Genomic DNA, 25,244 nt, shown 5'->3' with positions numbered 1-25,244 from the left:
CGCGGCGGTCCCCGACCCGCCCGGGCGGGCGGGTCGGGGACCGCGGTGCGTCAGCGTCCGGCGAACGCCTGCTCGGCGTTGGCGATGGACTCGTCGAGCAGCGCCTGCATGCGCGGCTGCACGTCGGCCAGGTAGTCGGCGGCGGTCTGCTTGCCGTCGAGGACCGGCTGGATGTTGGTCCAGAGCTCGTCGTACCAGGCGGCGCCGTACGTGAAGGCCGCGGGCATCGCGCGCCCGTAGTCCTGCGCGATGTCCAGGAACTCCTGGCGGTTGGCCGGCTCGGCGTCGGCGGCCTGCGCCCAGTCCGTCGCGACGTCGATGAGGTTGGGGACCTGGATGTTCGCGTCGACGAGCGTCTGCTGCGCCTCGGCGTCGGCCGACAGGTACGTCACGAGCTCGACGGCCTCGTCGGGGTGCTTCGACGTCGCGGAGACGCCGATGCCGAGCGACCCGACCCACGTGGCCGTCCCGCCGTCGCCGACGGTGGGCCAGGGGATGAGGTCGTAGTCGAAGTCGAGGTCGTTGTAGACGCTGACGTCCCACGGGCCGACGGGGAAGAAGCCGATCTCGCCGGCCATCCAGCGCTGGTACGTGTCGAGCGTCGCCGCGTCGGAGGCCGACGGCGTGACGGCGTCGACGTTGGTGAGGTCGGCGAACTTCTGCAGCGCGTCGGCGAACTCGGGGGTGTCGACCGTGACCGTGGTGCGGTCGGCGTCGATGAAGTCCGCGCCGTTGCTCCACACCATCGACTGCAGGTTCCACTGGACGTTGAGCCCGGTGCCCCACTGGTCGACGGCGCCGTCGCCGTCGGTGTCCGTCGTCAGCTGCTTGCAGATCTCGACGAACTGCTCCCACGTGAGCGGCGTGTCCTTGTCGGGCAGCGGGATGCCCGCGGCCTCGAGCATGGTCTTGTTGTAGCCGAACGAGAACGGGCCGATGTCCTTGGGCAGGCCGTAGAGGCGGCCCTCGGGGGTGCCCTGCAGCGTGCCGTCGAAGCGGTACGAGTCGACGCCGTACTCCCAGAGGTTGTCGAGGTCCACGTCGGACGCCTCGACCTGGTCGGTGATGTCGAGCAGCACGCCCGACGCGACGTAGGACTGCAGCGACGCCTGCTCGATGTAGAACACGTCGGGCACGTTGTTGCCGGCGACCGCGGCCTGGAGCTTGGTGGCGTACTGGTCGGCGTCGGTGACGATCATCTCGACGTCGACGCCCGTGGCCTCGGTGTACTTGTCGATCGCGGCCTCGTAGGCCTTCTTCTCGTCGGGGCCGCCGCGGAACATGAAGGTGATCTTCTTGCTCCCGTCGTCACCGCCGCCGCCGCCGTCGCTGCTGCACGCGGTGAGCGCGAGCGCGCCGACCAGCGCGGCACAGGTCGCGCCGACGACCAGCCTGCTCTTCTTCATCTGCCTGCCTCCCGTGGTGGTGGGTCGGTCAGGTCCACGTCCGTGCGGAGCCGCGGTCCCGGTGGCCCGGGGGCGCTGCGGCGCCCCTGCGCGTCGCCCGTCGCTCCTGCTGGTCGTCATTGACCTCTCCGATGCTGCAACGTCTCTACAACGTTGATCTACAACGTTGCACAAACTGACACGGGCACCGGTCCCCGGTCAAGCCACGATCGGGTAACGGCCGGCCGTCGGGGCCGTCGGCCCCCGCGACGTACGCTCGTGCGTGCCGTGCGCCGCGCAGGCGTTTGACGCCGTGCCGCGCGGTGCGGCAGAGTCGACTCTACAACGATGTAGAAGGAGTCGACGATGACGCTGGCCCTGACCCCGCCCATGGGGTGGAACAGCTGGGACTGCTACGGCACGACCGTCACCGAGGCCGAGGTCCTGGCCAACGCCCGTTTCATGGCCGAGCACCTGCTCCCGCACGGGTGGGACACGGTCGTCGTCGACATCGACTGGTCGGACCCCGCCGCCCGCGCGCACGGCTACACCGACGGCAGCGGCCTGGTCCTCGACGAGCACGGCTACCCCCAGCCCGACCCCGCCCGCTTCCCCTCGGCCGCCGGCGGCCGCGGCTTCACCGAGCTCGCCGCGCAGGTCCACGCGCTCGGGCTCAGGCTCGGCGTCCACGTGCTGCGCGGCATCCCGCGCACCGCGGTCGCGGCCGCGCTGCCCGTCGTGAGCCCCGACGGGGCGGTCGTCACGACCGCAGACGTCGCCGACACGTCGTCCGTCTGCACGTGGAACGGCCACATGTACGGGCTCGACCACACCCACCCGGCCGCGCAGGCCTGGCTCGACGGGCTCGTCGCACAGCTCGCGTCGTGGGGCGTCGACTTCGTCAAGGTCGACGACATGCTCGCGCCGTTCCACGCCGACGCGATCACCGCGTGGTCGCGCGCCATCGCGCGCTCGGGGCGCGACATCGTGCTGTCGCTGTCGCCCGGCACGCGACTGTCCACCGCGCACCTGCCCGTGCTGCGCGAGCACGCGCAGATGTGGCGCGTGTGCGACGACCTCTGGGACCGCTGGGAGGACGTGCACGCCAACTTCGCGCGGCTCGCGCGGTGGGCGCCGTTCCAGCAGCCCGGCGGCTGGGCCGACGCCGACATGCTGCCCCTGGGGCGCATCGGGATCCGCGCCGAGCGCGGCGACGACCGCGCGTCGCGCCTCACGCCCGACGAGCAGCGCACGCTCCTCACGCTGTGGGTCATGGCCCGCTCGCCGCTCATGATGGGCGGCGACCTGCCGACGTCCGACGACGCGACGATCGCGCTGCTCACGACGCCCGCGGTCGGCCACGTGCTGCGCACCGGCGTCGACGGCCGCGAGCTGCAGCGCGAGCCCGCGGGCGACGGCGAGGTCGTCGTGTGGGGTGCGCGGTCCGGCAGCGAGGCCACGCGCTACGTCGCGGTGTTCTGGACCGGGACCGGCGTGCGCACCGAGCACCTGCCGCTGTCCGCGCTGGTCGGGGACTCCGCCGCGAGCGCGCACCGCTGGACGGCCCGCGACCTGTGGGACGGTGCGCCGCTGCCCGACCCGCGCGCGACCGCCGCCGAGCACGACGGCGTGCTGACGCTCGACGTGCCCGAGCACGGCGTGCGGTGGGTCGCGCTCGAGCCGGCTCGTCGCGAGGACGCCGCGTGACCGACGCCCCCGACGGACCGGCGCCGGACGTCCTCGCCGGGCCCGTGCCGGACGCCCGGCCGCGGCGCCGCGGCCGGGCGTGGGCCCTCGCGGCGGTCGGGGTCGTGGCCGCGCTGCTCGTCGGCGGCGGTGCGGTCCTGCTCACGCGTCCCGCCGCGCCCGCGGCGACCGCGCTCGAGCTGGCCGGCGACCTGCGCACGCACGACCCGGCGCTCGTCGTCGGCGACGAGGGCGAGCCCTGGTACGTGTTCTCGACCGGGGACGTGCGCGTCGGGCTCGGCGCGCCGCAGATCCGGCGCTCGACCGACGGCGGCCGCACGTGGGAGGAGGTCGGCACAGTCTGGGAGGCCGGCACGCGCCCGCGCTGGGTGTACGACGCCGTGCCGGGGGTCGAGAACTTCTGGGCGCCCGAGGTCGTCGAGCACGACGGCACCTGGTACCTCTACTACGCGGCGTCGACGTTCGGCTCGAACCGGTCGGTGATCGGGCTCATGACGAACACGACGCTCGACCCCGACGACCCCGCCTACGCGTGGGTCGACCGGGGCGAGGTGATCTCCTCGACGCCGGGCGAGGACAACTGGAACGCGATCGACGCGGGCGTGGTCGACGTCGACGGCACGCCGTGGATGGCGTTCGGCTCGTTCTGGGGCGGCATCCAGCTCGTCGAGCTCGCGTGGCCCGACGGCACGCTCGCCGACCCCGACGCGGAGCCCGTGACGATCGCGAGCCGCATCGGCTCGCCCAACGCGATCGAGGCCCCGTACCTCGCCGAGCGCGACGGCTGGTACTACCTCTTCGTCTCGCGCGACTCGTGCTGCCAGGGCTCCGACTCGACCTACAACATGGCCGTCGGCCGGTCCCGCGACGTCACCGGGCCGTACGTCGACCGTGAGGGCCGGGACCTCGCCGCGGGCGGCGGCGAGCCGCTGCTCGCGACGCGCGGCGACATGGTCGGCCCGGGCGGTCAGTCGTACTCGAAGGGCTACCTGGCGTTCCACTGGTACGACGCCGCCGAGGGCGGCGACTTCCGGCTCGGCATCCGCGAGCTCGCGTGGGACGACGAGGGCTGGCCGGTCGCGACGACGCGCGAGGAGCAGGCGCAGGGCGCGGGCTGACGCGCGGGCGACGGGGCGGGTGCCCGTGCCGTCACAGGCCGCCCACGCGCCGTCGCAGCGAGCGTCGCACCGCCCGCACGACGACCGCGCCGGCCCACACGAGGCCCGCGAGGCTCGCGGCGTTGACCCCGCGGCGCGCCTGCGTGCGCCGGTGGCGGAACTCGCGCACGGGCCACCCGACCTCCGCCGCGTGGCGGCGCAGGCGCCGGTCGGGGTTGATCGCGCACGGGTGGCCGACGGTCGACAGGATCGGCACGTCGTTGGTCGAGTCGCCGTACGCGTGGCACCGGTCCAGGTCGTAGCCCTCGCGCTCCGCGAGGGCGCGCACGGCGCTGGCCTTGGCCTCGCCGTGCAGCAGGTCGCCGACGAGCCGTCCGGTGTAGAAGCCCTCGTCGTGCTCCGCGACCGTGCCGAGCGCGCCGGTCGCGCCGAGGCGCCGCGCGATGAGCTCGCCGATCTCGACGGGGGTGGCGGTCACGAGCCACACCGCGTGCCCCGCCGCGAGGTGCGCGTCGAGCAGCGCCTGCGTCCCGGGGTAGATGCGCAGGCTGAGGACCTCGTCGTAGACGTCCTCGGCGATCGCGGTGACCTCGGCGACCGAGCGGCCCCGCATGATGTCGAGCGCGCGGGCGCGGACCTCGTCGATCTGGCGGCGGTTCTCGCCGAAGGCGCGGTACCGGGCCTGCTGGAACGCGAACGTCACGAGGTCGAGGTTGCGGAAGAACCCGCGGCGGTACAGGCCCACCGCGAGGTGGAACGCGCTGGCGCCGCGGATGATCGTGTTGTCGACGTCGAAGAAGGCCGCGACGCGCGTCCCGTCCGGCACGAGGTCGGCCCGCGGCGTCTCGACGGTGGCGGCGACGACGGCCGGCTCGTCGTTCCCCTGGCCCGCGTGCACCCGGCCACTGTAACGACCCGCGCGGGGCGGCGGTCGGCGCGTCCGCGCGCGCTAGCGTGGCGCCGTGACGCGGACGGGTGACGGGCAGGGGTCGGCGGCGACCGCCGCGGCGGGCGGGACACCGGCGCGGGTCGTGCTGTACGGGCGCGCCGGGTGCCACCTGTGCGACGACGCACGGGCGCTCGTCGCGCGGGTGTGCGCGGAGGTCGGGGCGACGTGGGTCGAGGTGGACGTCGACGTGCCCGGCCCCGACGGCGTGCCGCCCGCGGACGAGCTCGGCGAGATGGTCCCGGTGGTCGACGTCGACGGCGTGCGCCGCGGCTACTGGCGCATCGACGAGGGCCGGCTGCGCAGGGCCCTCGCGGCGGGCGGCGGCAGGCTCTAGCGTGACGTCGTCGCCGGGTGCTCCCGGCGCTGAGGCTCGGGGGGTCGACGTGGACGCTCGGCGCACCGCCGCACGCGGCGGCACCGCCCGGGGTGCGGGCCGGGGTGCGGGCCGCGACGGCGGTCGGGGGACGCGCCGCGGCGAGGCCGTGCCGCCGGCGACGGTCGCGCGGCTGCCGGGCTACCTGCGCGCGCTCGAGGCGACGGCCGCGAGCGGTGCCGTGCTGACGTCCTCGGAGGAGCTCGCGCACCGGGCCGGGGTGACGCCCGCGCAGCTGCGCAAGGACCTGTCGCACCTGGGGTCGTACGGCCGCCGCGGCGTGGGGTACGACGTCGAGCACCTGCGCGAGCAGGTCACGGTGGCGCTGGGGCTGTCCGACGTGCGCCGCGTGGTGCTCGTCGGCGTCGGCAACCTGGGGCACGCGCTCGCGAACTACGCGGGCATCGCGGAGCGCGGGTTCTCGCTCGTCGCGCTGGTCGACGCCGACCCGGCGGTCGTGGGCACGACGGTCGCGGGGCTCGTCGTCGAGCCCGCCGACGACCTCGCGGGGGTGGTGGCGCGCACGGGCGCGACGATCGCGGTGCTGACGACGCCGGCCGCGGTCGCGCAGCGCGTGTGCGACGAGCTCGTGGCCGCGGGGGTCGTGGGGGTCCTGACGTTCGCGCCGGGCACGTTGCGCGTGCCGCCGCACGTCGACGTGCGGGCGGTGGACGTCGCGTCCGAGCTGCAGATCCTGGCGTTCCACGACCGTGCGCGCGGTGCGGGCGGCGGGGCGTCGTAGCCCCGCCTGCGGGTGAGACGCCGCGAGGGCGCGACCGGTGCGGTCGCGCCCTCGCGGGACGGTGCTGCGGTGCGTCAGGCCTTGATGGCCGAGACGTCGAGGTCGATGCGGACCTTGTCGGCGACGAGCACGCCGCCGGCCTCGAGCGCGGCGTTCCACGTGAGGCCGAACTCCTTGCGGGAGATCGTCGTGGTGGCCTCGAACCCGGCGCGGGTGTTGCCGAACGGGTCGACGGCGGTGCCGTTGAACTCGGTCTCGAGCTCGACCTCGCGGGTCACGCCGTGGATCGTCAGGTCGCCGACGACCACGTACGACGAGCCGGCCTCGCGGACGGCCTTCGACACGAAGGTCCACTCGCCGAAGACCTCGACGTCGAAGAAGTCGTTGCCCTTGAGGTGGCCGTCGCGGTTGGCGTCACCGGTCGTGACGGTCGACGGGTCGAGCGTCACCGAGACGGCGGACGACTCGAGGTCCTCGCCGACGGTGAGGGCGCCGCCGGTGACCGCGACGGTGCCGCGGACCTTCGAGATGCCGGCGTGGCGGACCGTGAAGGACGCCTCGGTGTGCGAGGGGTCGATGTTCCAGGTACCGGTGGTGAGGCCGGCGGGCAGAGCGGACATGGGTTCCTCCGAGGGGATCGACGAGAATCGTTGACACAACAAGTATGCGGTGGTTGATATTTCTACTACAGTGGGATGCGAGCCGCAACCCCCGACCGTGAGGAGCCCGCCGTGACCGACGCCGCGCCGACCGACGCCGCGCCGACCGACGACGTGCGCTGGCTCACCGCGGACCAGCAGGAGCACTGGCGTGCGTTCCGCGACGGCACCGCGCTCCTGCTCGACGTGCTCGCGCGCGAGCTCGACTGCGGCAGCGGCCTGTCGCTGGGGGAGTACGAGGTCCTCGTGCGGCTCTCCGAGGCCCCGGGGCGCGCGCTGCGCATGTCCGAGCTCGCCGACGACCTCGCGCACTCCCGCAGCCGCCTCACGCACACCGTCGCGCGCATGGAGCGCGCGGGCCTCGTGCGCCGGGAGCCCGTCCCGGGCGACGCGCGCGGCGTCGCGTGCGTCCTCACCGACCACGGCTGGCGCGTGCTCGTCGCCGCCGCGCCCGGTCACGTCGAGTCCGTGCGCCGGCACCTCGTCGACGTCCTCGACGACGCGCAGCTCGCGGCGCTCGGCACGGCGATGCAGGTCGTCGTCGACCACCTGCGCACGCCCGCGTGCGAGCGCGCCCGCGACCAGGCCGACGTGAGCGACGTCACCGCCGCGAGCGCCTGAGGGCCCACGTCCCGGCGCCGGGCACACAGGAGACTTTGCGAGACTGTGCGCATGGTCACCACGACGGTCCACCTGCTCCGCCACGGTGAGGTCCACAACCCCACGGGCCTGCTCTACGGCCGCCTGCCCGGCTACCGGCTCTCCGAGCGCGGGCAGCAGATGGCCGAGCACGTCGCGCGCACGCTCGCGGGCGACGAGGGAGCCCCGCGCCGCGACGTCGTGGTCGTCACCGCCTCGCCGCTGCAGCGCGCGCAGGAGACCGGGACCCCCATCGCCGAGGCGTTCGGCGTCGCGCTCGGCACCGACGAGCGCCTCATCGAGGCCGAGAACCACTTCCAGGGCCTGCGGTTCGGCGTCGGCGACGGCTCGCTGCGCCACCCCGCGCACTGGCCCCACCTGCGCAACCCGTTCCGGCCGTCGTGGGGCGAGCCGTACGTCGAGCAGGTCGACCGCATGCTCGCGGCCGTCGACGCCGCCCGCGTCGCGGCCCGCGGCCACGAGGCCGTGCTCGTCAGCCACCAGCTCCCCATCTGGGTCACGCGCCTCGCGCTCGAGAACCGCCGCCTGTGGCACGACCCGCGCAAGCGGCAGTGCTCGCTCGCGTCCCTCACGAGCCTGCGCTTCGAGGACGACACGCTCGTGGGCGTCGGCTACGGCGAGCCCGCCGCGGCGCTGCTGCCCGGCGCGTCGCAGGTCCCCGGGGCCTGACGTGCGCACCTCCCGCACCTCCCGCACCGGCCGGGCCGCGCGCGTGCTCGCCGCGGCGGCCGCGCTCGCCGTCGTGCTCGCCGGCTGCGCCGCCGGCGACGGGTCCGGCACGCCCGACGACGTCGTCGACCAGGGCTACCAGTCCGGCGACGGGTCGACCACGACGTGGGCGCCCGCCGACCGCGTCGGGCCCGTCGACATCGCCGGGACCGACTACGAGGGCGGCGCCCACGACCTCGCACAGCTGCGCGGCGACGTCGTGCTCCTCAACACCTGGTACGCCGCGTGCCCGCCGTGCCGCGCCGAGGCGCCCGACCTCGCGGCCGTCGCGACCGACTACGCCGACCAGGGCCTGCACGTGCTCGGCATCAACAGCCGCGACGCGGCCGGCACCGCGCAGGCCTTCCAGCGCGAGCTCGCCGTGCCGTACCCGTCGCTCGACGACACCAGCGGCGCCGCGGTCGCCGCGCTCCAGGGCGTCGTGCCCGTCAGCGCGGTCCCCACGACCGTCCTGCTCGACCGGCAGGGTCGCGTCGCCGCGCGCGTGCTCGGCCTCGCCGACGGCTCGGTGCTCCGCTCGCTCGTGGAGGAGCTGCTCGCCGAGGGCGACGCCGGCCCGGACGCGACGCCCGCGCCCGCCCCGGGCGCGACCGGTGGTGCCGCCGCCGACCCGGCGGCCGTCGACCCCGTCGGCACCGCGGACGCACCGCGGTGACCGGGGGCGGCGCGCTCGCGCTCGACGTCGGCTCGACCGTCGCCGGGGGCTCGCTGCTGCTCGCGGTCCCGGTCGCGCTGCTCGCCGGCCTCGTGTCGTTCGCGTCGCCGTGCGTGCTGCCCCTGCTGCCCGGCTACGCGGGTCTGCTCGGCGGGCTCGCCGCCGGCGGCCCCCGCCGCACGCCGGGCGCCGCGCTCGGGCTGGTCGACGCGACCGACGTCGTGCGCGTCGGCGACGGCACGCCCAGCGGCGACGCCGCCGCGGCCGTCCCCGTGACCGGCCCCGCTCCCGCGACGGGAGCGCGCGTCCGGACCGCGCCCGACCCGTCCGACGCCTCCGGCGGACGCCGCGTGCTCGTGCTCGGCGTGACGCTGTTCGTCGCCGGGTTCTCGGCCGTGTTCGTCGCGTTCGGCGCCCTCGCGGGCTCGCTCGGCGCGGTGCTGTGGCAGTGGCAGGACCCGGTGAGCCGCGTGCTCGGCGCCGTCACGGTCGTCATGGGGCTCGCGTTCCTCGGCGCCGTGCCGTTCCTGCAGCGCGAGCGCCGCGCGCACGTCGCACCGCGCACCGGTCTGTGGGGTGCGCCGCTGCTCGGCGTCGCGTTCGGGCTCGGCTGGACGCCCTGCATCGGACCGACGCTCGCGGCGATCCTCACGCTGTCGCTCACGGGCGGGTCGGCCGGGCGCGGCGCGCTCCTCGCCGTCGCGTTCTGCGTGGGCCTCGGCCTGCCGTTCGCGCTCGTCGCGGTCGGCCTGCAGCGCTCGCGGCGCGCCGTCGCGTGGCTCGGGCGGCACCGGCTCGCGGTGCAGCGCACGGGTGGCGCGGTCCTCGTGGTGCTCGGCGTCGCGCTCGTCACGGGTGCGTGGGGCACGTGGGCCGCCTGGCTCCAGGGCCTGCTGACCGGCGCCGACCCGTTCGTCCCGGTGCTGTGAAGGTGGGTGCGCAGATGGCTGTCCAGGTGGGTGCCCAGGTGGCGGCGAGGCGGACGACGTGACCGACCGACCCCGCGGGGCCTCGCGTCCCGGCTACCGCCCCGAGGGCCTCGACGACGCCTTCAGCGACGACGCGGCACGAGCGACGACGGCCGACGGCGCGACGGCCGGTGCGGGCGAGCGCCCCGCGCCCGCCCCGCTGCCCGCGCTGGGCCCCGTCGGCTGGCTGCGGTGGGCGTGGCGCCAGCTCACGAGCATGCGCGTCGCGCTGCTGCTGCTCGTGCTGCTCGCGGTCGCCGCCGTGCCGGGCTCGGTGTTCCCGCAGCGGCCGCAGGACCCCGCGCGCGTCGCCGAGTACCTCACCGAGCACCCCGACGTCGGTCCGTGGCTCGACCGGCTCGGGTTCTTCGACGTGTACGCGTCGGTGTGGTTCTCGGCCGTCTACCTGCTGCTGTTCGTCTCGCTCATCGGCTGCATCCTGCCGCGCACGCGCGTGCACCTGGCCGCGCTGCACGGTCGCCCGCCCCGCACGCCGCGCCGCCTCGGGCGCTTCCCCGCGCAGGGGGCCGGCACGTCCGACGACGCGCCGCGCGCGGTCGTCGAGCGTGCGGCGGCCGTGCTGCGCCGGCGTCGTCTCGGCGTCCCCGCGTTCCGCGTCGACGTGCACGACGAGGGCCGCGGCACGTGGTCGGTGTCCGCCGAGCGCGGCTACCTGCGCGAGACCGGCAACCTCGTGTTCCACCTCGCGCTGCTCGGCCTGCTGGTCTCGGTCGCGACCGGGCAGCTGCTGCACTACCGCGGGCAGGCGATCGTCGTGCAGGGCACGGGCTTCGCGAACGTGCAGGCCGGGTACGACTCGTTCGAGCGCGGCAGCGCGTTCGACCCCGCCGACCTCGAGCCGTTCACGCTGCGCCTCGACGACTTCGAGTCGCGGTTCGACCCGCGCACGCTGCAGTCGCGCGACTTCACGGCGCACGTCACCGTCACCGAGCCCGGCGGCGACCCCACGCCCGAGCAGATCAAGGTCAACCACCCCATCGTCGCCGGCGGCGCCAAGGTGTACCTCATGGGGAACGGCTACGCGCCGCACCTCACGGTGCACGACGCCGCGGGCGAGGTCGCGTTCTCGGACGCCGTGCCCTTCCTGCCGCAGGACGAGGTGTACACGTCGCGCGGCGTCGTCAAGGTGCCCGACGTCTCGGGCGGGCAGGACCAGGTCGGTCTCGTCGGGTTCCTGCTGCCCACCGCCGTCGAGGCGGCCCCGGGCCTGTGGCGCTCGGTCGACCCGCAGCCGGCCGACCCGCTGCTCGTGCTGTCGGTGTGGCGCGGCAACCTCGGCCTCGACACGGGTGTCCCGCAGAACGTCTACCGGCTCGACGAGTCGCGCATGCGGCAGGCCGTCGACGACGCCGGCGACGTCGTCACGCTGTACGTGCGCCCGGGGGAGACGGTCGACCTGCCGGACGGGCTCGGCACGCTGACCTTCGACGACATGCCGCGGTTCGTCGCGCTCGACCTGCGGCACGACCCGTCGCTCGCGTGGGTGCTGACGTTCGCTCTCCTCGCGCTCGCGGGGCTCATGGCGTCGCTGTTCGCGCCGCGTCGGCGGCTCTGGCTGCGCGCCGCGCCCCGAGCCGGCGCCCCGCAGGACGAAGGTCCCGGGGGCGCGGCTACAGTGGTGACCGCCGCCGGCCTCGCCCGCGGTGACGACGTCGGTCTGCAGCCCGAGCTGGACCGTGTCCTCACCGCCGTGCTCGGTGCGCAGCCCGCGGCGCCTCACGGCGACCCCGGGCCCGATCCGCAGGAGGACAGGACATGAACGTCGCCGAGCTGAGCGACCTGTTCGTCTGGTCGGCCGCGACCGCGCTGACCGTCGCCCTCGTCGCGTACGCGATCGACCTCGCGCGCGCGACCGAGGCCGCGCAGGCCGTGCGCGCCGCGCGCCGGCCCGCCGCGGTGGGTGCCGCGGCCGCGTCCGGTGGCGCGGTCCTCACGGCCGACGCGCCGCCCGCCGCGCCCGCCCCGCGGCGCCGCGCCGCCGGCATCGCCGGTGCGACGCTCGTGCTCGGCACGGCGCTGCTGCTCGTCGCGATCGTGCTGCGCGGCGTGGCCGCGGGGCGCTGGCCGACCGCCAACATGTACGAGTTCACGATCGTCGGCACGTTCTGCGCGACGGCCGTGCTCGTGGTCGTGCAGCGCCGCCGCGCGATCGCGTTCCTCGGCGTGCTGGTGACGGGCATCGCGGTGCTCGCGCTCGTGCTCGCGCTCAACACGCTGCACGTGCAGGCGGACGCGGTGCAGCCCGCGCTGCAGCGCTACTGGCTCGTCATCCACGTGGGCGTCGCGATCCTCGCGACGGGCGTCTTCACGGTCGCGTTCGCGACGTCCGTCCTGCAGGTCCTGCAGGACGCGCGCGCCGAGGGTCGCTCGCGCCTCGAGCGCCCGTGGCGCCGCGCCGACGGCCTGCGCCAGGCGTTCCACGGCGCGCGCGTGACCGGCACCGCGTTCGCGTGGCTCGAGCAGGTGCCGGACGCCCGGCGGCTCGAGGCGCTGTCGTTCCGCCTGCACGCGGTCGGCTTCGTGCTGTGGACCTTCACGCTCATCGGCGGCGCGATCTGGGCCGAGGAGGCCTGGGGCCGCTACTGGGGCTGGGACCCCAAGGAGGTCGGCACGTTCGTCGCGTGGGTCGTCTACGCCGCGTACCTGCACGCCCGGACCACGCGCGGCTGGGCCGGGCGTCGCGCCGCCTACATCGTGTTCGTCGGCTACGCCGTCGTCCTCGCGAACTTCACCGTCGTCAACCTGTTCATCACGGGGAAGCACTCGTACTCGGGGCTGTGAGGCCCGCCGGGCGCGTCAGGCGGACGCGGCGTCGTCGGTGTCGTCGCCGCGCGCCTGCTGCTCGCGGCGACGCCGCTCGAGGTCGAGCCGGCGCAGGAACTCGGGGTCGTCGTCGGGTGCCACCGGCCCGCGCGCAGCACGCGACTGGCCCGGGGCCGGCGCGCTGCGGCTCACGAGCAGCCACACGACGCCCCCCAGCACCGGCAGCAGCACCACGAGGACCCACACGAGCGTCGGCACGCCCCGCCGCCGACGGGCGTCGCTGCCCAGCACGTCGAACGCGCAGTACAGCGCGAAGGCGGCGATCAGCACGAACGGCAGGTACCTGAGCACCTGTCCACCCTAGACGGCGACCCGTCAGGGTGGGGTCCGCCGCGGTCCGGACGGGCGTCGTCCTGACCTACGCTGGGCGGGTGCCCGTCGTCGTCTACTCCGCGCTGCGTCTCGTGCTGTTCGCCGCCGCGACCGGTCTGCTGTGGTGGGCCGGCATGCGCTCGTGGCTCGCGCCGCTCCTGGCCGCGTTCCTCGCGTGGGGTCTGTCCTACGTGCTCCTGGGTCGGCAGCGGGACCGCGCGGCCCTCTGGCTCGCGGAGCGCGCCGAGCAGCGTCGCGCGCGGGGCGGCCGCACGGCGCGCGAGGCGGCCGACGCCGACGCGGAGGACGCCGAGGCCGAGGGGTCGAGCGGTGCCGTGCGGGAGTGGCCCGAAGGCCGACGGCCTGCCGGGACCTGACGGTCGGCGACCGGTCCGCGACCGGTCGGGCCGAGGGGTCCGCGACCCCTCGGTCAGAGCGCCAGGCCGAGCCCCAGCGCGACGCCGAACCCGAGCTCGAGCGCGCCCGTGCCCGCGAGCACCGGCACGAGCGCGATCCCGCGGGCGCCCAGCAGCACCACGACCGCCAGCACCACCGCGGGTGCGAGCAGCAGCAGCACCAGCAGCGACCACGGCGCGGCGAGCGCGCACACCGCACCCAGCAGCACCGGCAGCACCACCATCACCGCGTACACGCGGCGCGCGCGGTGCTCGCCGAGCCGCACGGCGAGCGTGCGCTTGCCGACCACCGCGTCGGTCGGCACGTCGCGCAGGTTGTTCGCCATGAGCAGCGCGCACGCGAGCAGCCCGACCGCGACCGCGCCGACGACGGCCGGCCACGTGACGGAGCCGAGCTGCGTGTACGTCGTGCCGAGCACCGCCACCAGGCCGAAGAACACGAACACGCCGACCTCGCCGAGCCCGCGGTACCCGTACGGCCGCCGGCCGCCGGTGTAGGTCCACGCCGCGACGACAGCCAGCGCACCGACGCCCAGCAGCCACCACGCGCCGGACAGCGCCACGAGCCACAGGCCCAGGAGCGCAGCGACGCCGAACGCCGCGAACGCGGCACCGCGCACGTGCGTCGCGGGGGCGGCGCCCGACGCGGTCAGCCGCATGGGTCCCACGCGGTTGACGTCCGTGCCCCGCACGCCGTCGGAGTAGTCGTTCGCGTAGTTGACGCCCACCTGCAGCGCGAGCGCGACGCCCGCCGCGAGCAGCGCGCGGCCCGTCAGCGCGCCGTCGGCCTGCGCCGCGGCACCGGTGCCCACGAGCACGGGCGCGACCGCGGCGGGCAGCGTGCGCGGTCGCGCACCGGCGACCCAGTCGGAGGCGGAGGCCATGGTGCTCCTGTTCGAGGACGTCGGGGCGGCCGCGGTGCGGCGGCTGGGAGGGGACGGGGCGGGTCGGGGCCGGGCTCACGGCGAGCCGGGCGGGTGCACCGCGGTGCGCTCGAGCGCCACGCGTGCGGCGGCGCGCCGGTCGGGCTTGCCGGGACCGCGCAGCGGCAGCGCGTCGACGACGACGACCTGACGGGGTGCGCTCGCGGGACCGAGCGCCGCGGCCACGGCGGTGCGCAGCGTGGTCAGCGGCGGCGGCGTGCCGTCCTGCGTGACGACGAGCGCGACCACGGCCTGCCCCCAGTGCTGGTCGGGCACGCCGACCACGCAGACCTCGCGCACGCCGGGCAGCGCAGCGACCACGTCCTCGACCGCGTGCGGGTCGACCTTCACGCCGCCCGTGACCAGGACGTCGTCCAGGCGGCCGAGCACGTGCAGCACGCCGTCGTCGACGCGTCCGCGGTCGGCGGTGCGCAGCCAGCGCTCGTCGCCGGAGGTCGTGAACGTCGCGGCGTCGAGGTCCGGCCGGTGCAGGTACCCGGCGGCGAGCACGGGCCCGCTCAGGCTGATCCGCTGCTCGGCGTCGACCGCGACCCGCACGCCCGCGAGCGGCCGGCCGTCGTACACGCAGCCGCCGCACGTCTCGGTCATGCCGTAGGTCGTGACGACCCGCAGGCCCGCGGCACGGGCGCGTGCGAGCAGCGGCGGCGGGCACGCGGCACCGCCCACGAGGATCGCGTCGAACGCGCGCGCCGCCGCGGTCGCGCCCGGGTCGTCGAGCACGCGCACCAGCTGGGTCGGCACGAGCGACGTGTAGTGCGGGCCGGGGCCCGCGGTCGCGGCCCGGGCCGCCGCGGCGAACGTCGCGGCCCGGAACGGCCCGTCGGCCAGCACCCGCGGCGGTGCCCCCGCGAGCAGGGCCCGCACGACGACCTGGAGGCCCGCGACGTGGTGCACGGGCAGCGCGAGCAGCCAGGACCCCGGGCCGTGCAGCCGCTCGGCGGTCGCGTCGGCCGACGCCCGCAGCGCGGCGGCCGTCAGCATCACGTCCCGCGGGCGACCCGTGGAGCCCGAGGTCCGCACGACGACCGCCACGTCGGAGGGCACGTGCGCGAGCCCCTCGCGGGGGGTCGTATCGAGGCAGCGCACCGCGGGCCCGGTGCCGTCGAGCGCGGCGGACAGCGCGCCGACGAGGTCCGCCGCACCGGCAGGCACGTCACGCAGCGGCCGTTCCACCCGGACAGCCTAGGTGGTCGCGCCGCCGGGGTCCGCGGGGCGCGTCCCGGGCAGAGGCGCCCCGACGTGGTCGTAGAGTGGCCCGCGGTCCGGGAGCGGGAGGGGGCACGACGCCCCGTCACGCACGACGAGAACCGCGTGAGCGGGGGACGGGAGACACGATGGCGGCGACGGCACGCAGGGACGCGGCGGCCCGCGGACGGGGTGCAGCCCTGCTGGTCGTGGGCGCGCTCGCGCTCGCGGCCTGCGGCTCGCAGCCCGCGGAGCCGGCGCCGACGGTCACCCAGCGCGCCGACGTCGCGGTCGACAAGGGCGCCGTCCCGACCCCGGAGGTCGCGCCGGTCTGGCCCCTCACGGGTGTCGCGGGGCAGCCCGACCCCCGCCCGGCGATCGCCGTCAAGATCGAGAACACCGCGGCCGCGCGCCCGCAGACGGGCCTCGAGCAGGCGGACGTCGTGTGGGAGACCATCGTCGAGTTCGAGGTGTCGCGCTTCGTCGCGGTCTTCCAGTCGCAGGTGCCCGAGGAGGTCGGGCCCATCCGCTCGGTACGCCCGATGGACCCGCTCATCGTCGCGCCGCTCGGCGGCCTGCTCGTCTACTCGGGGGGGCAGCCCGGCATCCTCGCGCTCGCCCAGCAGGCGGGCGTGCAGATCGTGTCGCACGACGCGGGTGCGCCCGGCATGTACCGGTCGAAGGCGCGCAAGGCGCCGCACAACGTGTACGGCGACCCCGCGCAGTGGTGGGCCGCCGCCGAGGCGGGCCGCACCGCACCCGCGCAGCAGTTCGCGTTCGCGCGGTCGGCCGAGCAGGCGTCCGCGACGGTCGGCGGCACGCCCGCCACCACGCTCGACCTCCGCCTGTCGGGGCAGTCGCACCCGGTGTGGTCGTGGGACGCCGCGAGCGGCACGTGGCTGCGGTCGGAGGGCGGGAGCCCGGCGACCGCCGCGAGCGGCGCGCGGCTGTCCGCCGTGAACGTCGTCGCGATCACGGCCGGGCACCCCAACACCGAGTTCGGTGCGCAGGGCGGCGCGCCCGTGCCGACCTACGAGCTCGTCGGGTCGGGCGACGCGGTGCTCGCGACCGGGGGCAAGGCGCTCCCGGTGCGCTGGCAGAAGGACGCCCAGGACCAGCCGCTGCGGCTGCTCCTGCCCGACGGCTCCGAGGCCACGCTGGCGCCGGGCAACACGTGGGTCGAGCTCGTGCCCGCCGGCAGCGGCACGCTCACCGTCTCCTGACGGCCCGACCCGGGCGCCGCGGTGCCCGGGTCGATACCTCAGGACGACGACCGGGTCCGGTCCGTCGTCCCCGCGGGGGAGCCGGCTCCACCCTCCGGCCGGGGCCGCGCCCGCCACGACCCACCCGCGGTGCGACGCGCGCGCGGGGTGCCGGCGGCGAGGCTGAGGGCATGGCCGCACACACCACGTTCCCCGCCTCCGTCCGTCCCGCCCGCACGCGTCGCGATCCCGAGGACCACTCGGTCCGCTCGGCGGTCGCCGTCGTCGCCGCCGGTCTCGTGCTCGTCGCGCTCCTCGTGGGCGGCGGCGCGGTCGTCGCGACGCTCGTCGAGATGATGACCTGGATGAGCCAGGGCTGACGCGGCGTCAGTACGCGTACGGGAACCCGGACCAGTCCGGGTCGCGCCGCTGCAGGAACGCGTCGCGCCCCTCGACGGCCTCGTCCGTCATGTACGCCAGCCGCGTCGCCTCGCCCGCGAACACCTGCTGACCGGCCAGCCCGTCGTCGGCGAGGTTGAACGCGAACTTGAGCATGCGGATCGCCTGCGGCGACTTCGTCGCGACCACGCGCGCGTACTCGAGCCCGGCCTCCTCGAGCTCCGCGTGCGGCACGACGTCGTTGACGGCGCCCCAGAGGTACGCGTCGTCCGCCGAGTACTCGCGCGCGAGGAAGAAGATCTCCCGCGCGCGCTTCTGCCCCACCTGGCGGGCGAGCAGCGCCGAGCCGTAGCCGCCGTCGAACGAGCCGACGTTCGCGTCGGTCTGCATGAACCGCGCGTGCTCGCGGCTCGCGATCGTCAGGTCCGCGACGACGTGCAGCGAGTGCCCGCCGCCGGCCGCCCAGCCGTTGACGAGCGCGACGACGACCTTGGGCATGGTCCGGATCAGCCGCTGCACCTCCAGGACGTGCAGCCGCCCCGCGCGGGCCGGGTCGACGGCCTCCGCGGTCTCGCCCTCGGCGTACCGGTAGCCGTCGCGGCCGCGGATGCGCTGGTCGCCGCCCGAGCAGAACGCCCAGCCGCCGTCCTTGGGGGACGGTCCGTTGCCGGTGAGCAGCACGGTGCCGACGTCGGAGGTGGTGCGTGCGTGGTCGAGCACGGCGTAGAGCTCGTCGACGGTGTGCGGCCGGAAGGCGTTGCGGACCTCGGGGCGGGCGAACGCGACGCGCACGACCGGCAGGTCGTGCGCGACGGCGCCGGCGGCCGCCTGCTCGCGCGTGGGGCGCGCGTACCCGCGGTGGTAGGTGACGTCCGTCAGGTCCGTGAACCCCTCGACGTCACGCCACCGCGCGGGGTCGAAGGTCTCGGAGACACGCTCGGGCAGGGGGGCAGGGGCACCGCTCTCGCTCACGCGGCCACCCTAGCGACGCGCGTCGGCGCCGGGACGCGCGGTGGTGCGCCGCGCGGGCCCGGCCGGCCGGTGCGTGCGGCATAGCCTGGGTGCGTGGTGAGCGCGATGCCGGACCTCGTGGTGTGGGACGTGCCGCTGCGCACCCGGTTCCGGGGGCTGACGCGCCGTGACGGCGTGCTGCTGCGCGGCGACGCGGGGTGGGGCGAGTTCAGCCCGTTCTGGGACTACGACGACGCGGCGGCCGTGCGCTGGTGGCGTGCCGCGCGCGAGGCCGCCGACGAGGGCTGGCCCGCGCCGGTGCGCACGCACGTGCCGGTCAACGTCACCGTGCCGGCGGTCGACCCGGAGCACGCGCACCGCATCGTCACGGCCTCGGGGGGGTGCCGCACCGCGAAGGTCAAGGTCGCCGAGCCCGGTCAGCCGGCCGGCGCGGACGAGGCGCGGCTCGAGGCGGTGCGCGACGCGCTGGGCCCGGACGGCGCGATCCGCGTCGACGCGAACGCGGCGTGGGACGTCGACACCGCGGTGCGCGTGCTCGCGTCGCTCGACCGCGCCGCGGGCGGCCTCGAGTACGCCGAGCAGCCCGTGCCGGGCGTCGAGGACCTCGCCGCGCTGCGCCGCCGCACGCACGTGCCGCTCGCGGCCGACGAGGCCGTGCGTCGCTCGGACGACCCGCTCGCGGTCGCGCGCCGGCACGCGGCCGACGTGGTCGTGCTCAAGGTGCAGCCGCTCGGCGGCGTGCGCGCGTGCCTGCGCCTGGCCGAGCAGCTGGACCTGCCCGTGGTCGTGTCCTCGGCGCTCGAGTCCTCGGTCGGGCTGGCCGCCGGGCTCGCGCTCGCCGCGGCGCTGCCCGAGCTGCCGCACGCGTGCGGCCTCGCGACCGCCGCGCTGCTCGCGGCCGACCTCGTCGAGGACCCGCTGCTCCCGCGCGACGGCGCGATCGCGGTGCGGCGCCCCGAGCCCGCGCCCGCGCTGCTGGCCGCGGCCACCGCCCCCGAGGACGTCGCCGCGCGCTGGGGCGGGCGTCTCGCGGCCGTGCGGGCTCGGGCATGATGGCGCCCGTGACCCCCGCCCCCGACGCCCCGGACGACGCCCCCTCGGTCACCGCGGCGCGCGTGCTGGTGCAGGCGCTCGCGGCGCTCGGCGTCCGCGACGTCGTGCTCGCGCCGGGGTCCCGCAGCGCACCGCTCGCGTACGCGGTGGCCGACGCCGCGCGGCCCGACGGCGAGCGCCCCGCGGGGCCCCCGCGCTGCGGCTGCACGTGCGCATCGACGAGCGGGACGCGGGGTTCCTCGCGCTCGGGCTCGCGAAGGGCTCGGCGCACGCGGGCGAGCGCACGCCGGGGCCGCCGCGGCCGGTCGCGGTCGTCACGACGTCCGGCACGGCCGTGGCGAACCTGCACCCGGCCGTGCTCGAGGCGCACCACAGCGGCCTGCCCCTCGTGCTGCTGACGGCCGACCGTCCGCACGAGCTGCGCGGCACGGGCGCCAACCAGACCACCGAGCAGGCCGGGATCTTCGGCGGCGCGGTGCGGCTCGCGGTCGACGTGCCCGCGCCCACGGGGCGCCCCGGCGAGGACCGCGACCTGCGACGCACGGCGTCGCGCGCGCTCGCGGCCGCGACCGGTGCGCGCACGGGCGACCCCGGGCCCGTCCACCTCGACCTCGCGTACCGCGACCCGCTCGCACCCGGGCGGACGCCGTGGCCGCGTCCGTCGGAGGCGGGGCTGACCCACGTCGTCGGTCGCGGCCAGCCGGCCGAGGCGTCGCCCGCGACGGGCGCCCTCCCCGTGGTCGTCGGCGAGCCGGCGGGCGACGGCGCGCGGCCCTCGCGACGTGCGCGCGGCGCGGTGCCGACGGTCGTCGTGGCGGGCGACGGTGCGGGGCCCGCCGCGGCGCGGCTCGCCGCGGCCAACGGCTGGCCGCTGCTCGCCGAGCCGTCGTCCGGCGCGCGGCAGGGGGCGCACGCGATCGGCGCGTACCGGCTGCTGCTGGCCGACCCGCGCCTGGGCGGGCGCGTGGGGCGCGTCGTCGTGCTGGGTCGGCCCACGCTGACGCGTCCCGTCCAGGCGCTGCTCGCGCGCCCCGACGTCGAGGTGCTCGTGGTCGCGCCGCGCGGCACCGACTGGCCCGACGCCGCCCGCAACGCCTCGCAGGTGCTGCTCGACGTGCCGGCGCGCATGCGGCAGGGCCGCGTGGGTGCGCCCGCCGGGTGGCTCGACGCGTGGCGTGCCGCGGACGCCGCGGCGCAGGACGTGCTCGCCCGGCTGCTCGACGCGCCCGACGACGCGCGCCGCTCGCGCAGCGGCCCGCGCGTCAGCGGGTGGGCGCTCGCGCGGGCCGTCGCGCGCGCCTCCGCCCCGGACGACGTCCTGGTGGTCGGCTCGTCCAACCCGGTCCGTGACCTCGACCTGGTCGCGCGGTGGGACGCGGCCCCGCTCGTCCTGGCGAACCGCGGGCTCGCGGGCATCGACGGCACGATCGCGACCGCGACGGGTGTCGCGCTCGCGCTGCCGCACCGGCGCGTGCGCGCCTACCTGGGCGACCTGACGTTCCTGCACGACGTCGGCGGTCTGCTGCGCGGCGCGGGGGAGGTCGCGGCGGACCTGCAGCTCGTCGTCGCGAACGACGACGGCGGCTCGGTGTTCACGACGCTCGAGCACGGCGAGCCGGGCCGTGCCGACGTGTTCGAGCGGGTGTTCGGCACGCCGCACGGCGTCGACGTCGCGGCGCTGTGCGCGGCGTACGGCGTGCGGCACACGCGGGTCGTCGACACCGACGGGCTGCTGCCCGCGCTCGCGGCGCCGGGCACCGGCACGAGCGTCGTCGAGGTGCGCGTCGACCGCGCCCACCGGCGCGCGCTGGGGGAGCGGCTCGCGGCCGACGTCGCGGCGGCCGTCGACGCGGCGCTCGCGGCGCGGGACTGACGCGTCGGCCGCGCGTCGCACGCGCGGGTGGACCGCACCTGGCGGACTCACAGGAAACCTCCAGGTCCTCTGAAGTGCCGTCCCAGCCCGGCGCGGTGTCATGGGTGTCGACAAGGAGGCAGCCATGACGACCACACCCGAGCCGCAGCACGGCCACCACCCCCAGGACCACCCGACGCAGCCGCTGCCCGCACCCGACGCGACCCAGCCGCTGCCGACTCCGCACGCGCCGGCCGCGCCGGCCGCGCACCAGGAGGCCCCGGCGCGGCTGACGCCCGCGCAGCAGTGGGCCCGCTACGAGGCCGCGCAGCGCGCGGCGCAGCAGCCGGCGCCCCAGCAGCCCGCGCCGCAGCCCGCCGCGGTCGGCGCCGAGGGGCACCACGCCCCCGGTGCCGCGTTCGGCGTCGGCGCCCCGGGCGGCCCCGGCGCGGTGCCGCCCGGCGCGGACCCCTGGGCAGCCCCGGGTGAGCCCCCGGCCCGCAAGCGCTCGCGGGCGTGGGCCTGGGTCGCGTCGGCCGCGGTGATCGGCGTGCTCGTGGGCGGCGGCGCGGTCGCCGGCGTCGGCGGTCTGGTCGGCGACGCCGCTCCCGGGTCGTCGCAGCGCTCGGCGTCGCTCGCCGACGTCGGCCGCTCGACCGCCGAGAACGTGCCGGTCTCCGGCTCGTCGAACGAGAACCCGGACTGGCAGGCCGTCGCCGCCGCCGTGCAGGCGTCCGTCGTGGCCATCGACGTCAAGACGTCCTCGGGCGAGGCGCAGGGCTCGGGCGTCATCATCGACGACGCGGGCCACGTGCTCACGAACAACCACGTGGTCGCGGGCGCCGAGGGCAACGTGCAGGTCACGCTGACCGACGGGCGCATGTTCGAGGCCCAGGTGGTCGGCACCGACGCGAGCACCGACCTGGCGGTCGTCAAGCTCGTCGACGCGCCCTCCGACCTCAAGGCCGCGGCGCTCGGCGACTCCGACGAGGTCGCGGTCGGCGACCCGGTGATGGCGGTCGGCAACCCGCTCGGCCTGGCCAACACGGTGACCACCGGCATCGTGTCCGCGGTCGACCGTCCGGTCTCCACGCAGGAGAACGGCGGCGAGGCGGCCGTGACCAACGCGATCCAGATCGACGCGGCCATCAACCCCGGCAACTCGGGCGGGCCGCTGTTCGACGCGACGGGCCGGGTCATCGGCATCACGTCGTCGATCGCGACGCTCAGCCAGCAGTCGGGCTCGATCGGCCTCGGCTTCGCGATCCCGGTGAACGTCACCAAGAACATCGCGGGTCAGCTGATCCAGGACGGCCAGGCCGAGCACGCCTACCTCGGCGTGACGCTCGCGGACGGGACGGCCACGGCCGACGGCGTGACGCGCCGCGGCGCGGTCGTGCAGACCGTGAGCGACGGCTCGCCGGCCGCGGCGGCCGGCGTGCAGCAGGGCGACGTCATCGTCGCGATCGGCAAGGACCCGGTCGGTGGTGCGGAGTCGCTCACCGCGTTCGTGCGGGGCATGTCGTCGGGCGACGACGCGACCCTCACGGTCGTGCGCGACGGGAAGACCATCGAGCTCGACGTCACGCTCGCCACGCGTCCCGACACGACCGACCAGAACCAGCAGGGCCAGGGCCAGCAGGGCGGCCAGGGCCAGCAGGGCGGTCAGGACCAGCAGGGCCAGCTGCCGGGCGGCATGACCCCCGAGCAGCTCTGGCAGTGGTTCCAGCAGCGTCAGCAGCAGGAGCAGCAGGGCCAGCAGGGCCAGGGCTGACGTTACGGCGGGGCCGGCGGCACGCCGGGCCCCGCCCCCGCACCGGGGCGGGTCCGTGAGGACCCTGCCCGGCGCGCCGGCCCACCCCCTGGGGCCGGTCCGCACCGCAGGCCCGTCGCGGGCAGTCCCCTCCCGCGGCGGGCCTGCGGCACGTCCGCGTCCGGCGGGCCCGCCGGACGGACGGCGCGCGGCCCGGCGTCAGGACGACAGCGCGAACCGCATCGGCACGAGCTTGGCCTGCGACTCCGCGAGCTCCGCGGCGGGGTCGGACGCGGCGACGACGCCGCAGCCCGCGAAGAGGCGCACGCGGTGCGGGTCGGTGCGGTCCACCTCGGCGGAGCGCAGCGCGATGCCCCACTCGCCGTCGCCGTCGGCGCCGAACCACCCGACCGGGCCCGCGTAGCGCGCGCGGTCCATGCCCTCGATGCGCGCGATGAGGTCGCGCGCCGCGGCGGTCGGCGTGCCGCACACGGCGGCCGTGGGGTGCAGCGCGGCGGCCAGCGCGAGCGACGACGGGTGCGCGTCGTCGCCCTGCGGCGACGCGAGCACGCCCGTGACGTCGGACGCGAGGTGCAGCACGTTCGGCAGCGACAGCACGAACGGCACGTCGGGGACGTTGGTCGACGAGCAGTACGGCGCGAGCGCGCGCGCGACGGACGCGACCGCGTACTCGTGCTCCTCGAGGTCCTTCGAGGAGTGCGCGAGGATCCCGGCGCGGGCGACGTCGGCGTCGTCGTCGCCCGTGCGGCGGATCGTCCCGGCGAGCACGCGCGAGGTGACCAGCCCGCGCTCGGAGCGCACGAGCAGCTCGGGGGTCGCGCCGATCATGCCGTCGACGCTGAACGTCCAGCACGAGCGGTACCGCTCGGCGAGCCGGCCCAGCGCCCAGCGCACGTCGAGCGGGTGCTCGGTGCGCGCGTGCACGTCGCGCGCGAGCACGACCTTGTCGACCTCACCGGCCCGGATCGCGGCCACGCCGTCGGCGACGACGTCGAGCCACGCGTCGGCCGTGACCGCGCCGTCGGTGTACGCGACCTCGCCGGGGCAGGCCGCGGGCGTGCGCGCGGGTGCGAGCTCGGCGAGCCGCGGCAGGGGGCCGAGCGCGGCGCCCGTGCTGAGCGTCGTCAGCCACGTGCGGCCGTCGCGCCGCCCCACGACCACACGGGGCACGACGACCACGCCGCCCGCGGCCGAGGCGTCGTCGAACGCGAACGAGCCGAACGCGACGGGTCCCGTGCCGGGCAGCCGCACCTCGTCGCGGACGACCGCGTGCGCGAGCACGTCCTGCCACGCGCGCTCGGCGTCGGCGAACCGGTCGGGGCCGCCGACCTCGATGCGCACGGCCTCGCCCCAGCCGACCAGGCCGTCGCCGCGGCGCACCCAGGCGAGCGGTGCGTCGGGCGGCAGCAGGTCGAGCAGGTCCGCGGGGTCGGGGTGGTCACCGGTCGGCAGGTCGTGGATCTCGACGGTGCGCACCACGAGGTGCTGCGGGACGTGGGCGCCCGCGGCGGCCCGGTTCGGCGTGCTCATCGTCGTCAGCGTAGGACGCGCGGGGCGCCGCGGCGGACCGGCGGGGCGCCGCGGTCGGTGACGTGCGGCACGTCCGGGCCCGTGGACCTGAGACGATGGGACGCATGTCCCGTGCCACGCTCGAGAAGGACCCCCGCGACGTCGCGTCGATGTTCGACGCGGTCGCGCGACGGTACGACCTGACCAACGACGTCCTCTCGCTCGGCCAGGACCGGGCGTGGCGCCGCGCGACGCTCGCCGCGCTCGACGCGCAGCCGGGCGAGACCGTGCTGGACCTCGCGGCGGGCACCGGCACGTCGAGCGAGCCGCTCGCGGACGCGGGCGTGCACGTCGTGCCGTGCGACCTGTCGACGGGCATGCTGCGCGAGGGGCGCCGGCGGCGGCCCGACCTGCCGTTCGTCGCGGGCGACGCGCTGCACCTGCCGTTCGCGGACGCGTCGTTCGACGCGGTCACGATGTCCTTCGGGCTGCGCAACGTGTCGGACGTCGACGCCGCGCTCGCCGAGCTGCTGCGCGTCACGCGCCCGGGCGGCCGCCTCGTGGTGTGCGAGTTCTCGCGCCCGACGTTCGCGCCGTTCCGCGTCGTCTACACGAACTACCTCATGCGGGCGCTGCCGCCGGTGGCGCGTGCGGTGTCCACGTCGCCCGAGGCGTACGTGTACCTCGCCGAGTCGATCCGCGAGTGGCCGGACCAGCGCGCGCTGGGGCGTCAGGTGCGTCGCGCGGGGTGGGACCAGGTGGCCTACCGCAACCTGTCGGGCGGCATCGTCGCGCTGCACCGCGCCGTGCGTCCCTGACGTCGCGACGGCCTCTCCC

The 25,244-nt window shown here is 76.6% G+C and carries 25 protein-coding genes; 17 read left to right on the top strand and 8 right to left on the bottom strand.

What is annotated here, in order from left to right; all coding sequences use genetic code 11:
- Positions 1-50: 50 nt before the first annotated feature.
- Positions 51-1,406 carry an ABC transporter substrate-binding protein gene (locus tag GY42_RS08790; protein ID WP_046529060.1) on the bottom strand — a complete coding sequence of 452 codons (1,356 nt, stop codon included), beginning with the start codon at positions 1,404-1,406 and terminating at the stop codon, positions 51-53.
- Positions 1,407-1,751: 345 nt separating this feature from the next.
- Here GY42_RS08790 and GY42_RS08785 point away from each other — a divergent pair, with 345 nt between their 5' ends.
- Both GY42_RS08785 and GY42_RS08780 read left to right on the top strand, forming a co-directional pair.
- Positions 1,752-3,092: a TIM-barrel domain-containing protein gene (locus tag GY42_RS08785; RefSeq protein ID WP_046529059.1), complete on the top strand. Its 1,341-nt coding sequence runs from the start codon at positions 1,752-1,754 to the stop codon at positions 3,090-3,092.
- The gene (locus tag GY42_RS08780; protein ID WP_236686750.1) at positions 3,089-4,210 is read left to right on the top strand and encodes an arabinan endo-1,5-alpha-L-arabinosidase; all 1,122 of its coding nucleotides are present in this window, start codon (positions 3,089-3,091) and stop codon (positions 4,208-4,210) included. Before GY42_RS08785 ends, GY42_RS08780 begins: the two co-directional genes overlap by 4 nt.
- A 31-nt stretch (positions 4,211-4,241) precedes the next feature.
- Here the strand turns inward: GY42_RS08780 and GY42_RS08775 are convergent, their stop codons facing one another.
- Positions 4,242-5,108 (bottom strand): HAD family hydrolase, encoded by an 867-nt coding sequence (locus GY42_RS08775; RefSeq protein ID WP_082131427.1) that lies wholly within the window; start codon positions 5,106-5,108, stop codon positions 4,242-4,244.
- A gap of 64 nt (positions 5,109-5,172) precedes the next feature.
- Here GY42_RS08775 and GY42_RS08770 point away from each other — a divergent pair, with 64 nt between their 5' ends.
- Both GY42_RS08770 and GY42_RS08765 read left to right on the top strand, forming a co-directional pair.
- A complete protein-coding gene (locus GY42_RS08770) occupies positions 5,173-5,493 on the top strand; it encodes a glutaredoxin family protein (RefSeq protein ID WP_046529058.1) in 321 nt (106 codons plus the stop codon).
- A gap of 49 nt (positions 5,494-5,542) precedes the next feature.
- Positions 5,543-6,274, top strand: a complete 732-nt coding sequence (locus GY42_RS08765; RefSeq protein WP_052748273.1) for a redox-sensing transcriptional repressor Rex — start codon at positions 5,543-5,545, stop codon at positions 6,272-6,274.
- Positions 6,275-6,348: 74 nt separating this feature from the next.
- On the opposite strand, the gene GY42_RS08760 is transcribed toward GY42_RS08765, so the two are convergent.
- Positions 6,349-6,894 carry a YceI family protein gene (locus tag GY42_RS08760; protein WP_046529057.1) on the bottom strand — a complete coding sequence of 182 codons (546 nt, stop codon included), beginning with the start codon at positions 6,892-6,894 and terminating at the stop codon, positions 6,349-6,351.
- Between the two features lie 111 nt (positions 6,895-7,005).
- On the opposite strand from GY42_RS08760, the gene GY42_RS08755 reads away from it, so the two are divergent.
- From GY42_RS08755 to ccsB, 6 genes are read left to right on the top strand one after another with little or no spacing between them, the layout of a single operon-like run.
- Positions 7,006-7,554 (top strand): MarR family winged helix-turn-helix transcriptional regulator, encoded by a 549-nt coding sequence (locus tag GY42_RS08755; protein WP_052748272.1) that lies wholly within the window; start codon positions 7,006-7,008, stop codon positions 7,552-7,554.
- A 51-nt stretch (positions 7,555-7,605) separates the two neighbouring features.
- Complete coding sequence (locus GY42_RS08750; RefSeq protein ID WP_046529055.1) at positions 7,606-8,262, top strand: histidine phosphatase family protein; 657 nt, start codon at positions 7,606-7,608, stop codon at positions 8,260-8,262.
- Position 8,263: 1 nt separating this feature from the next.
- Positions 8,264-8,977, top strand: a complete 714-nt coding sequence (locus GY42_RS08745; RefSeq protein ID WP_082131426.1) for a TlpA family protein disulfide reductase — start codon at positions 8,264-8,266, stop codon at positions 8,975-8,977.
- Positions 8,974-9,906, top strand: coding sequence for a cytochrome c biogenesis CcdA family protein (locus tag GY42_RS08740; RefSeq protein WP_046529054.1), 933 nt, complete (start codon positions 8,974-8,976; stop codon positions 9,904-9,906). The genes GY42_RS08745 and GY42_RS08740 overlap by 4 nt, the downstream gene beginning before the upstream one ends.
- Positions 9,907-9,964: 58 nt before the next feature.
- The gene (gene resB, locus GY42_RS08735) at positions 9,965-11,725 is read left to right on the top strand and encodes a cytochrome c biogenesis protein ResB (protein WP_046529053.1); all 1,761 of its coding nucleotides are present in this window, start codon (positions 9,965-9,967) and stop codon (positions 11,723-11,725) included.
- A complete protein-coding gene (gene ccsB, locus GY42_RS08730) occupies positions 11,722-12,747 on the top strand; it encodes a c-type cytochrome biogenesis protein CcsB (RefSeq protein WP_046529052.1) in 1,026 nt (341 codons plus the stop codon). Before resB ends, ccsB begins: the two co-directional genes overlap by 4 nt.
- A gap of 15 nt (positions 12,748-12,762) precedes the next feature.
- On the opposite strand, the gene GY42_RS08725 is transcribed toward ccsB, so the two are convergent.
- Positions 12,763-13,080, bottom strand: a complete 318-nt coding sequence (locus GY42_RS08725; RefSeq protein ID WP_046529051.1) for a PLDc N-terminal domain-containing protein — start codon at positions 13,078-13,080, stop codon at positions 12,763-12,765.
- Between the two features lie 80 nt (positions 13,081-13,160).
- On the opposite strand from GY42_RS08725, the gene GY42_RS08720 reads away from it, so the two are divergent.
- Positions 13,161-13,478, top strand: coding sequence for a DUF4229 domain-containing protein (locus GY42_RS08720; RefSeq protein WP_046530724.1), 318 nt, complete (start codon positions 13,161-13,163; stop codon positions 13,476-13,478).
- Between the two features lie 53 nt (positions 13,479-13,531).
- Here GY42_RS08720 and GY42_RS08715 read toward each other — a convergent pair whose 3' ends face one another.
- A complete protein-coding gene (locus GY42_RS08715; protein WP_046529050.1) occupies positions 13,532-14,401 on the bottom strand; it encodes a 1,4-dihydroxy-2-naphthoate polyprenyltransferase in 870 nt (289 codons plus the stop codon).
- Positions 14,402-14,476: 75 nt separating this feature from the next.
- Positions 14,477-15,634: an o-succinylbenzoate--CoA ligase gene (gene menE, locus GY42_RS08710; protein ID WP_046529049.1), complete on the bottom strand. Its 1,158-nt coding sequence runs from the start codon at positions 15,632-15,634 to the stop codon at positions 14,477-14,479.
- A 161-nt stretch (positions 15,635-15,795) separates the two neighbouring features.
- Between menE and GY42_RS08705 the strand changes: the two genes are divergently transcribed.
- Positions 15,796-16,869, top strand: a complete 1,074-nt coding sequence (locus GY42_RS08705; protein WP_046529048.1) for a DUF3048 domain-containing protein — start codon at positions 15,796-15,798, stop codon at positions 16,867-16,869.
- A 170-nt stretch (positions 16,870-17,039) separates the two neighbouring features.
- Complete coding sequence (locus GY42_RS08700) at positions 17,040-17,228, top strand: hypothetical protein (protein ID WP_046529047.1); 189 nt, start codon at positions 17,040-17,042, stop codon at positions 17,226-17,228.
- A gap of 7 nt (positions 17,229-17,235) precedes the next feature.
- Here the strand turns inward: GY42_RS08700 and GY42_RS08695 are convergent, their stop codons facing one another.
- Positions 17,236-18,219 (bottom strand): 1,4-dihydroxy-2-naphthoyl-CoA synthase, encoded by a 984-nt coding sequence (locus tag GY42_RS08695; RefSeq protein ID WP_046529046.1) that lies wholly within the window; start codon positions 18,217-18,219, stop codon positions 17,236-17,238.
- A gap of 105 nt (positions 18,220-18,324) precedes the next feature.
- Between GY42_RS08695 and GY42_RS08690 the strand changes: the two genes are divergently transcribed.
- The 3 genes from GY42_RS08690 (at position 18,325) to GY42_RS08680 (ending at position 22,898) form a co-directional block, all read left to right on the top strand.
- On the top strand, positions 18,325-19,272 hold the full coding sequence (locus tag GY42_RS08690; RefSeq protein WP_046529045.1) for an o-succinylbenzoate synthase: 948 nt from the start codon (positions 18,325-18,327) through the stop codon (positions 19,270-19,272).
- 208 nt (positions 19,273-19,480) lie between these two features.
- Positions 19,481-21,145, top strand: a complete 1,665-nt coding sequence (gene menD, locus GY42_RS08685) for a 2-succinyl-5-enolpyruvyl-6-hydroxy-3-cyclohexene-1-carboxylic-acid synthase (RefSeq protein WP_330217838.1) — start codon at positions 19,481-19,483, stop codon at positions 21,143-21,145.
- 124 nt (positions 21,146-21,269) lie between these two features.
- On the top strand, positions 21,270-22,898 hold the full coding sequence (locus GY42_RS08680; protein WP_236686749.1) for a S1C family serine protease: 1,629 nt from the start codon (positions 21,270-21,272) through the stop codon (positions 22,896-22,898).
- A 198-nt stretch (positions 22,899-23,096) separates the two neighbouring features.
- Here the strand turns inward: GY42_RS08680 and GY42_RS08675 are convergent, their stop codons facing one another.
- Positions 23,097-24,428, bottom strand: a complete 1,332-nt coding sequence (locus GY42_RS08675) for an isochorismate synthase (protein WP_046529043.1) — start codon at positions 24,426-24,428, stop codon at positions 23,097-23,099.
- 104 nt (positions 24,429-24,532) lie between these two features.
- On the opposite strand from GY42_RS08675, the gene GY42_RS08670 reads away from it, so the two are divergent.
- Complete coding sequence (locus GY42_RS08670; RefSeq protein ID WP_046529042.1) at positions 24,533-25,225, top strand: demethylmenaquinone methyltransferase; 693 nt, start codon at positions 24,533-24,535, stop codon at positions 25,223-25,225.
- Positions 25,226-25,244: the final 19 nt, after the last annotated feature.

The organism is Cellulomonas sp. FA1, assembly GCF_000986825.1.
Lineage (GTDB): Bacteria > Actinomycetota > Actinomycetes > Actinomycetales > Cellulomonadaceae > Cellulomonas > Cellulomonas iranensis.
Note: the sequence above shows the minus strand (reverse complement) of the source record. Positions and strands in the feature narration are given on the sequence as shown.

Bases quoted from the DNA above. Each gene is read 5' to 3' on its own strand.
- GY42_RS08785 (WP_046529059.1), top strand. From the start codon at position 1,752: ATGACGCTGGCCCTGACCCCGCCCATGGGGTGGAACAGCTGGGACTGC.
- GY42_RS08680 (WP_236686749.1), top strand. From the start codon at position 21,270: ATGACGACCACACCCGAGCCGCAGCACGGCCACCACCCCCAGGACCAC.
- GY42_RS08675 (WP_046529043.1), bottom strand. From the start codon at position 24,428: ATGAGCACGCCGAACCGGGCCGCCGCGGGCGCCCACGTCCCGCAGCAC.
- GY42_RS08760 (WP_046529057.1), bottom strand. From the start codon at position 6,894: ATGTCCGCTCTGCCCGCCGGCCTCACCACCGGTACCTGGAACATCGAC.
- GY42_RS08705 (WP_046529048.1), top strand. From the start codon at position 15,796: ATGGCGGCGACGGCACGCAGGGACGCGGCGGCCCGCGGACGGGGTGCA.
- GY42_RS08670 (WP_046529042.1), top strand. From the start codon at position 24,533: ATGTCCCGTGCCACGCTCGAGAAGGACCCCCGCGACGTCGCGTCGATG.
- GY42_RS08790 (WP_046529060.1), bottom strand. From the start codon at position 1,406: ATGAAGAAGAGCAGGCTGGTCGTCGGCGCGACCTGTGCCGCGCTGGTC.
- GY42_RS08700 (WP_046529047.1), top strand. From the start codon at position 17,040: ATGGCCGCACACACCACGTTCCCCGCCTCCGTCCGTCCCGCCCGCACG.
- GY42_RS08750 (WP_046529055.1), top strand. From the start codon at position 7,606: ATGGTCACCACGACGGTCCACCTGCTCCGCCACGGTGAGGTCCACAAC.
- GY42_RS08715 (WP_046529050.1), bottom strand. From the start codon at position 14,401: ATGGCCTCCGCCTCCGACTGGGTCGCCGGTGCGCGACCGCGCACGCTG.
- ccsB (WP_046529052.1), top strand. From the start codon at position 11,722: ATGAACGTCGCCGAGCTGAGCGACCTGTTCGTCTGGTCGGCCGCGACC.
- GY42_RS08690 (WP_046529045.1), top strand. From the start codon at position 18,325: ATGCCGGACCTCGTGGTGTGGGACGTGCCGCTGCGCACCCGGTTCCGG.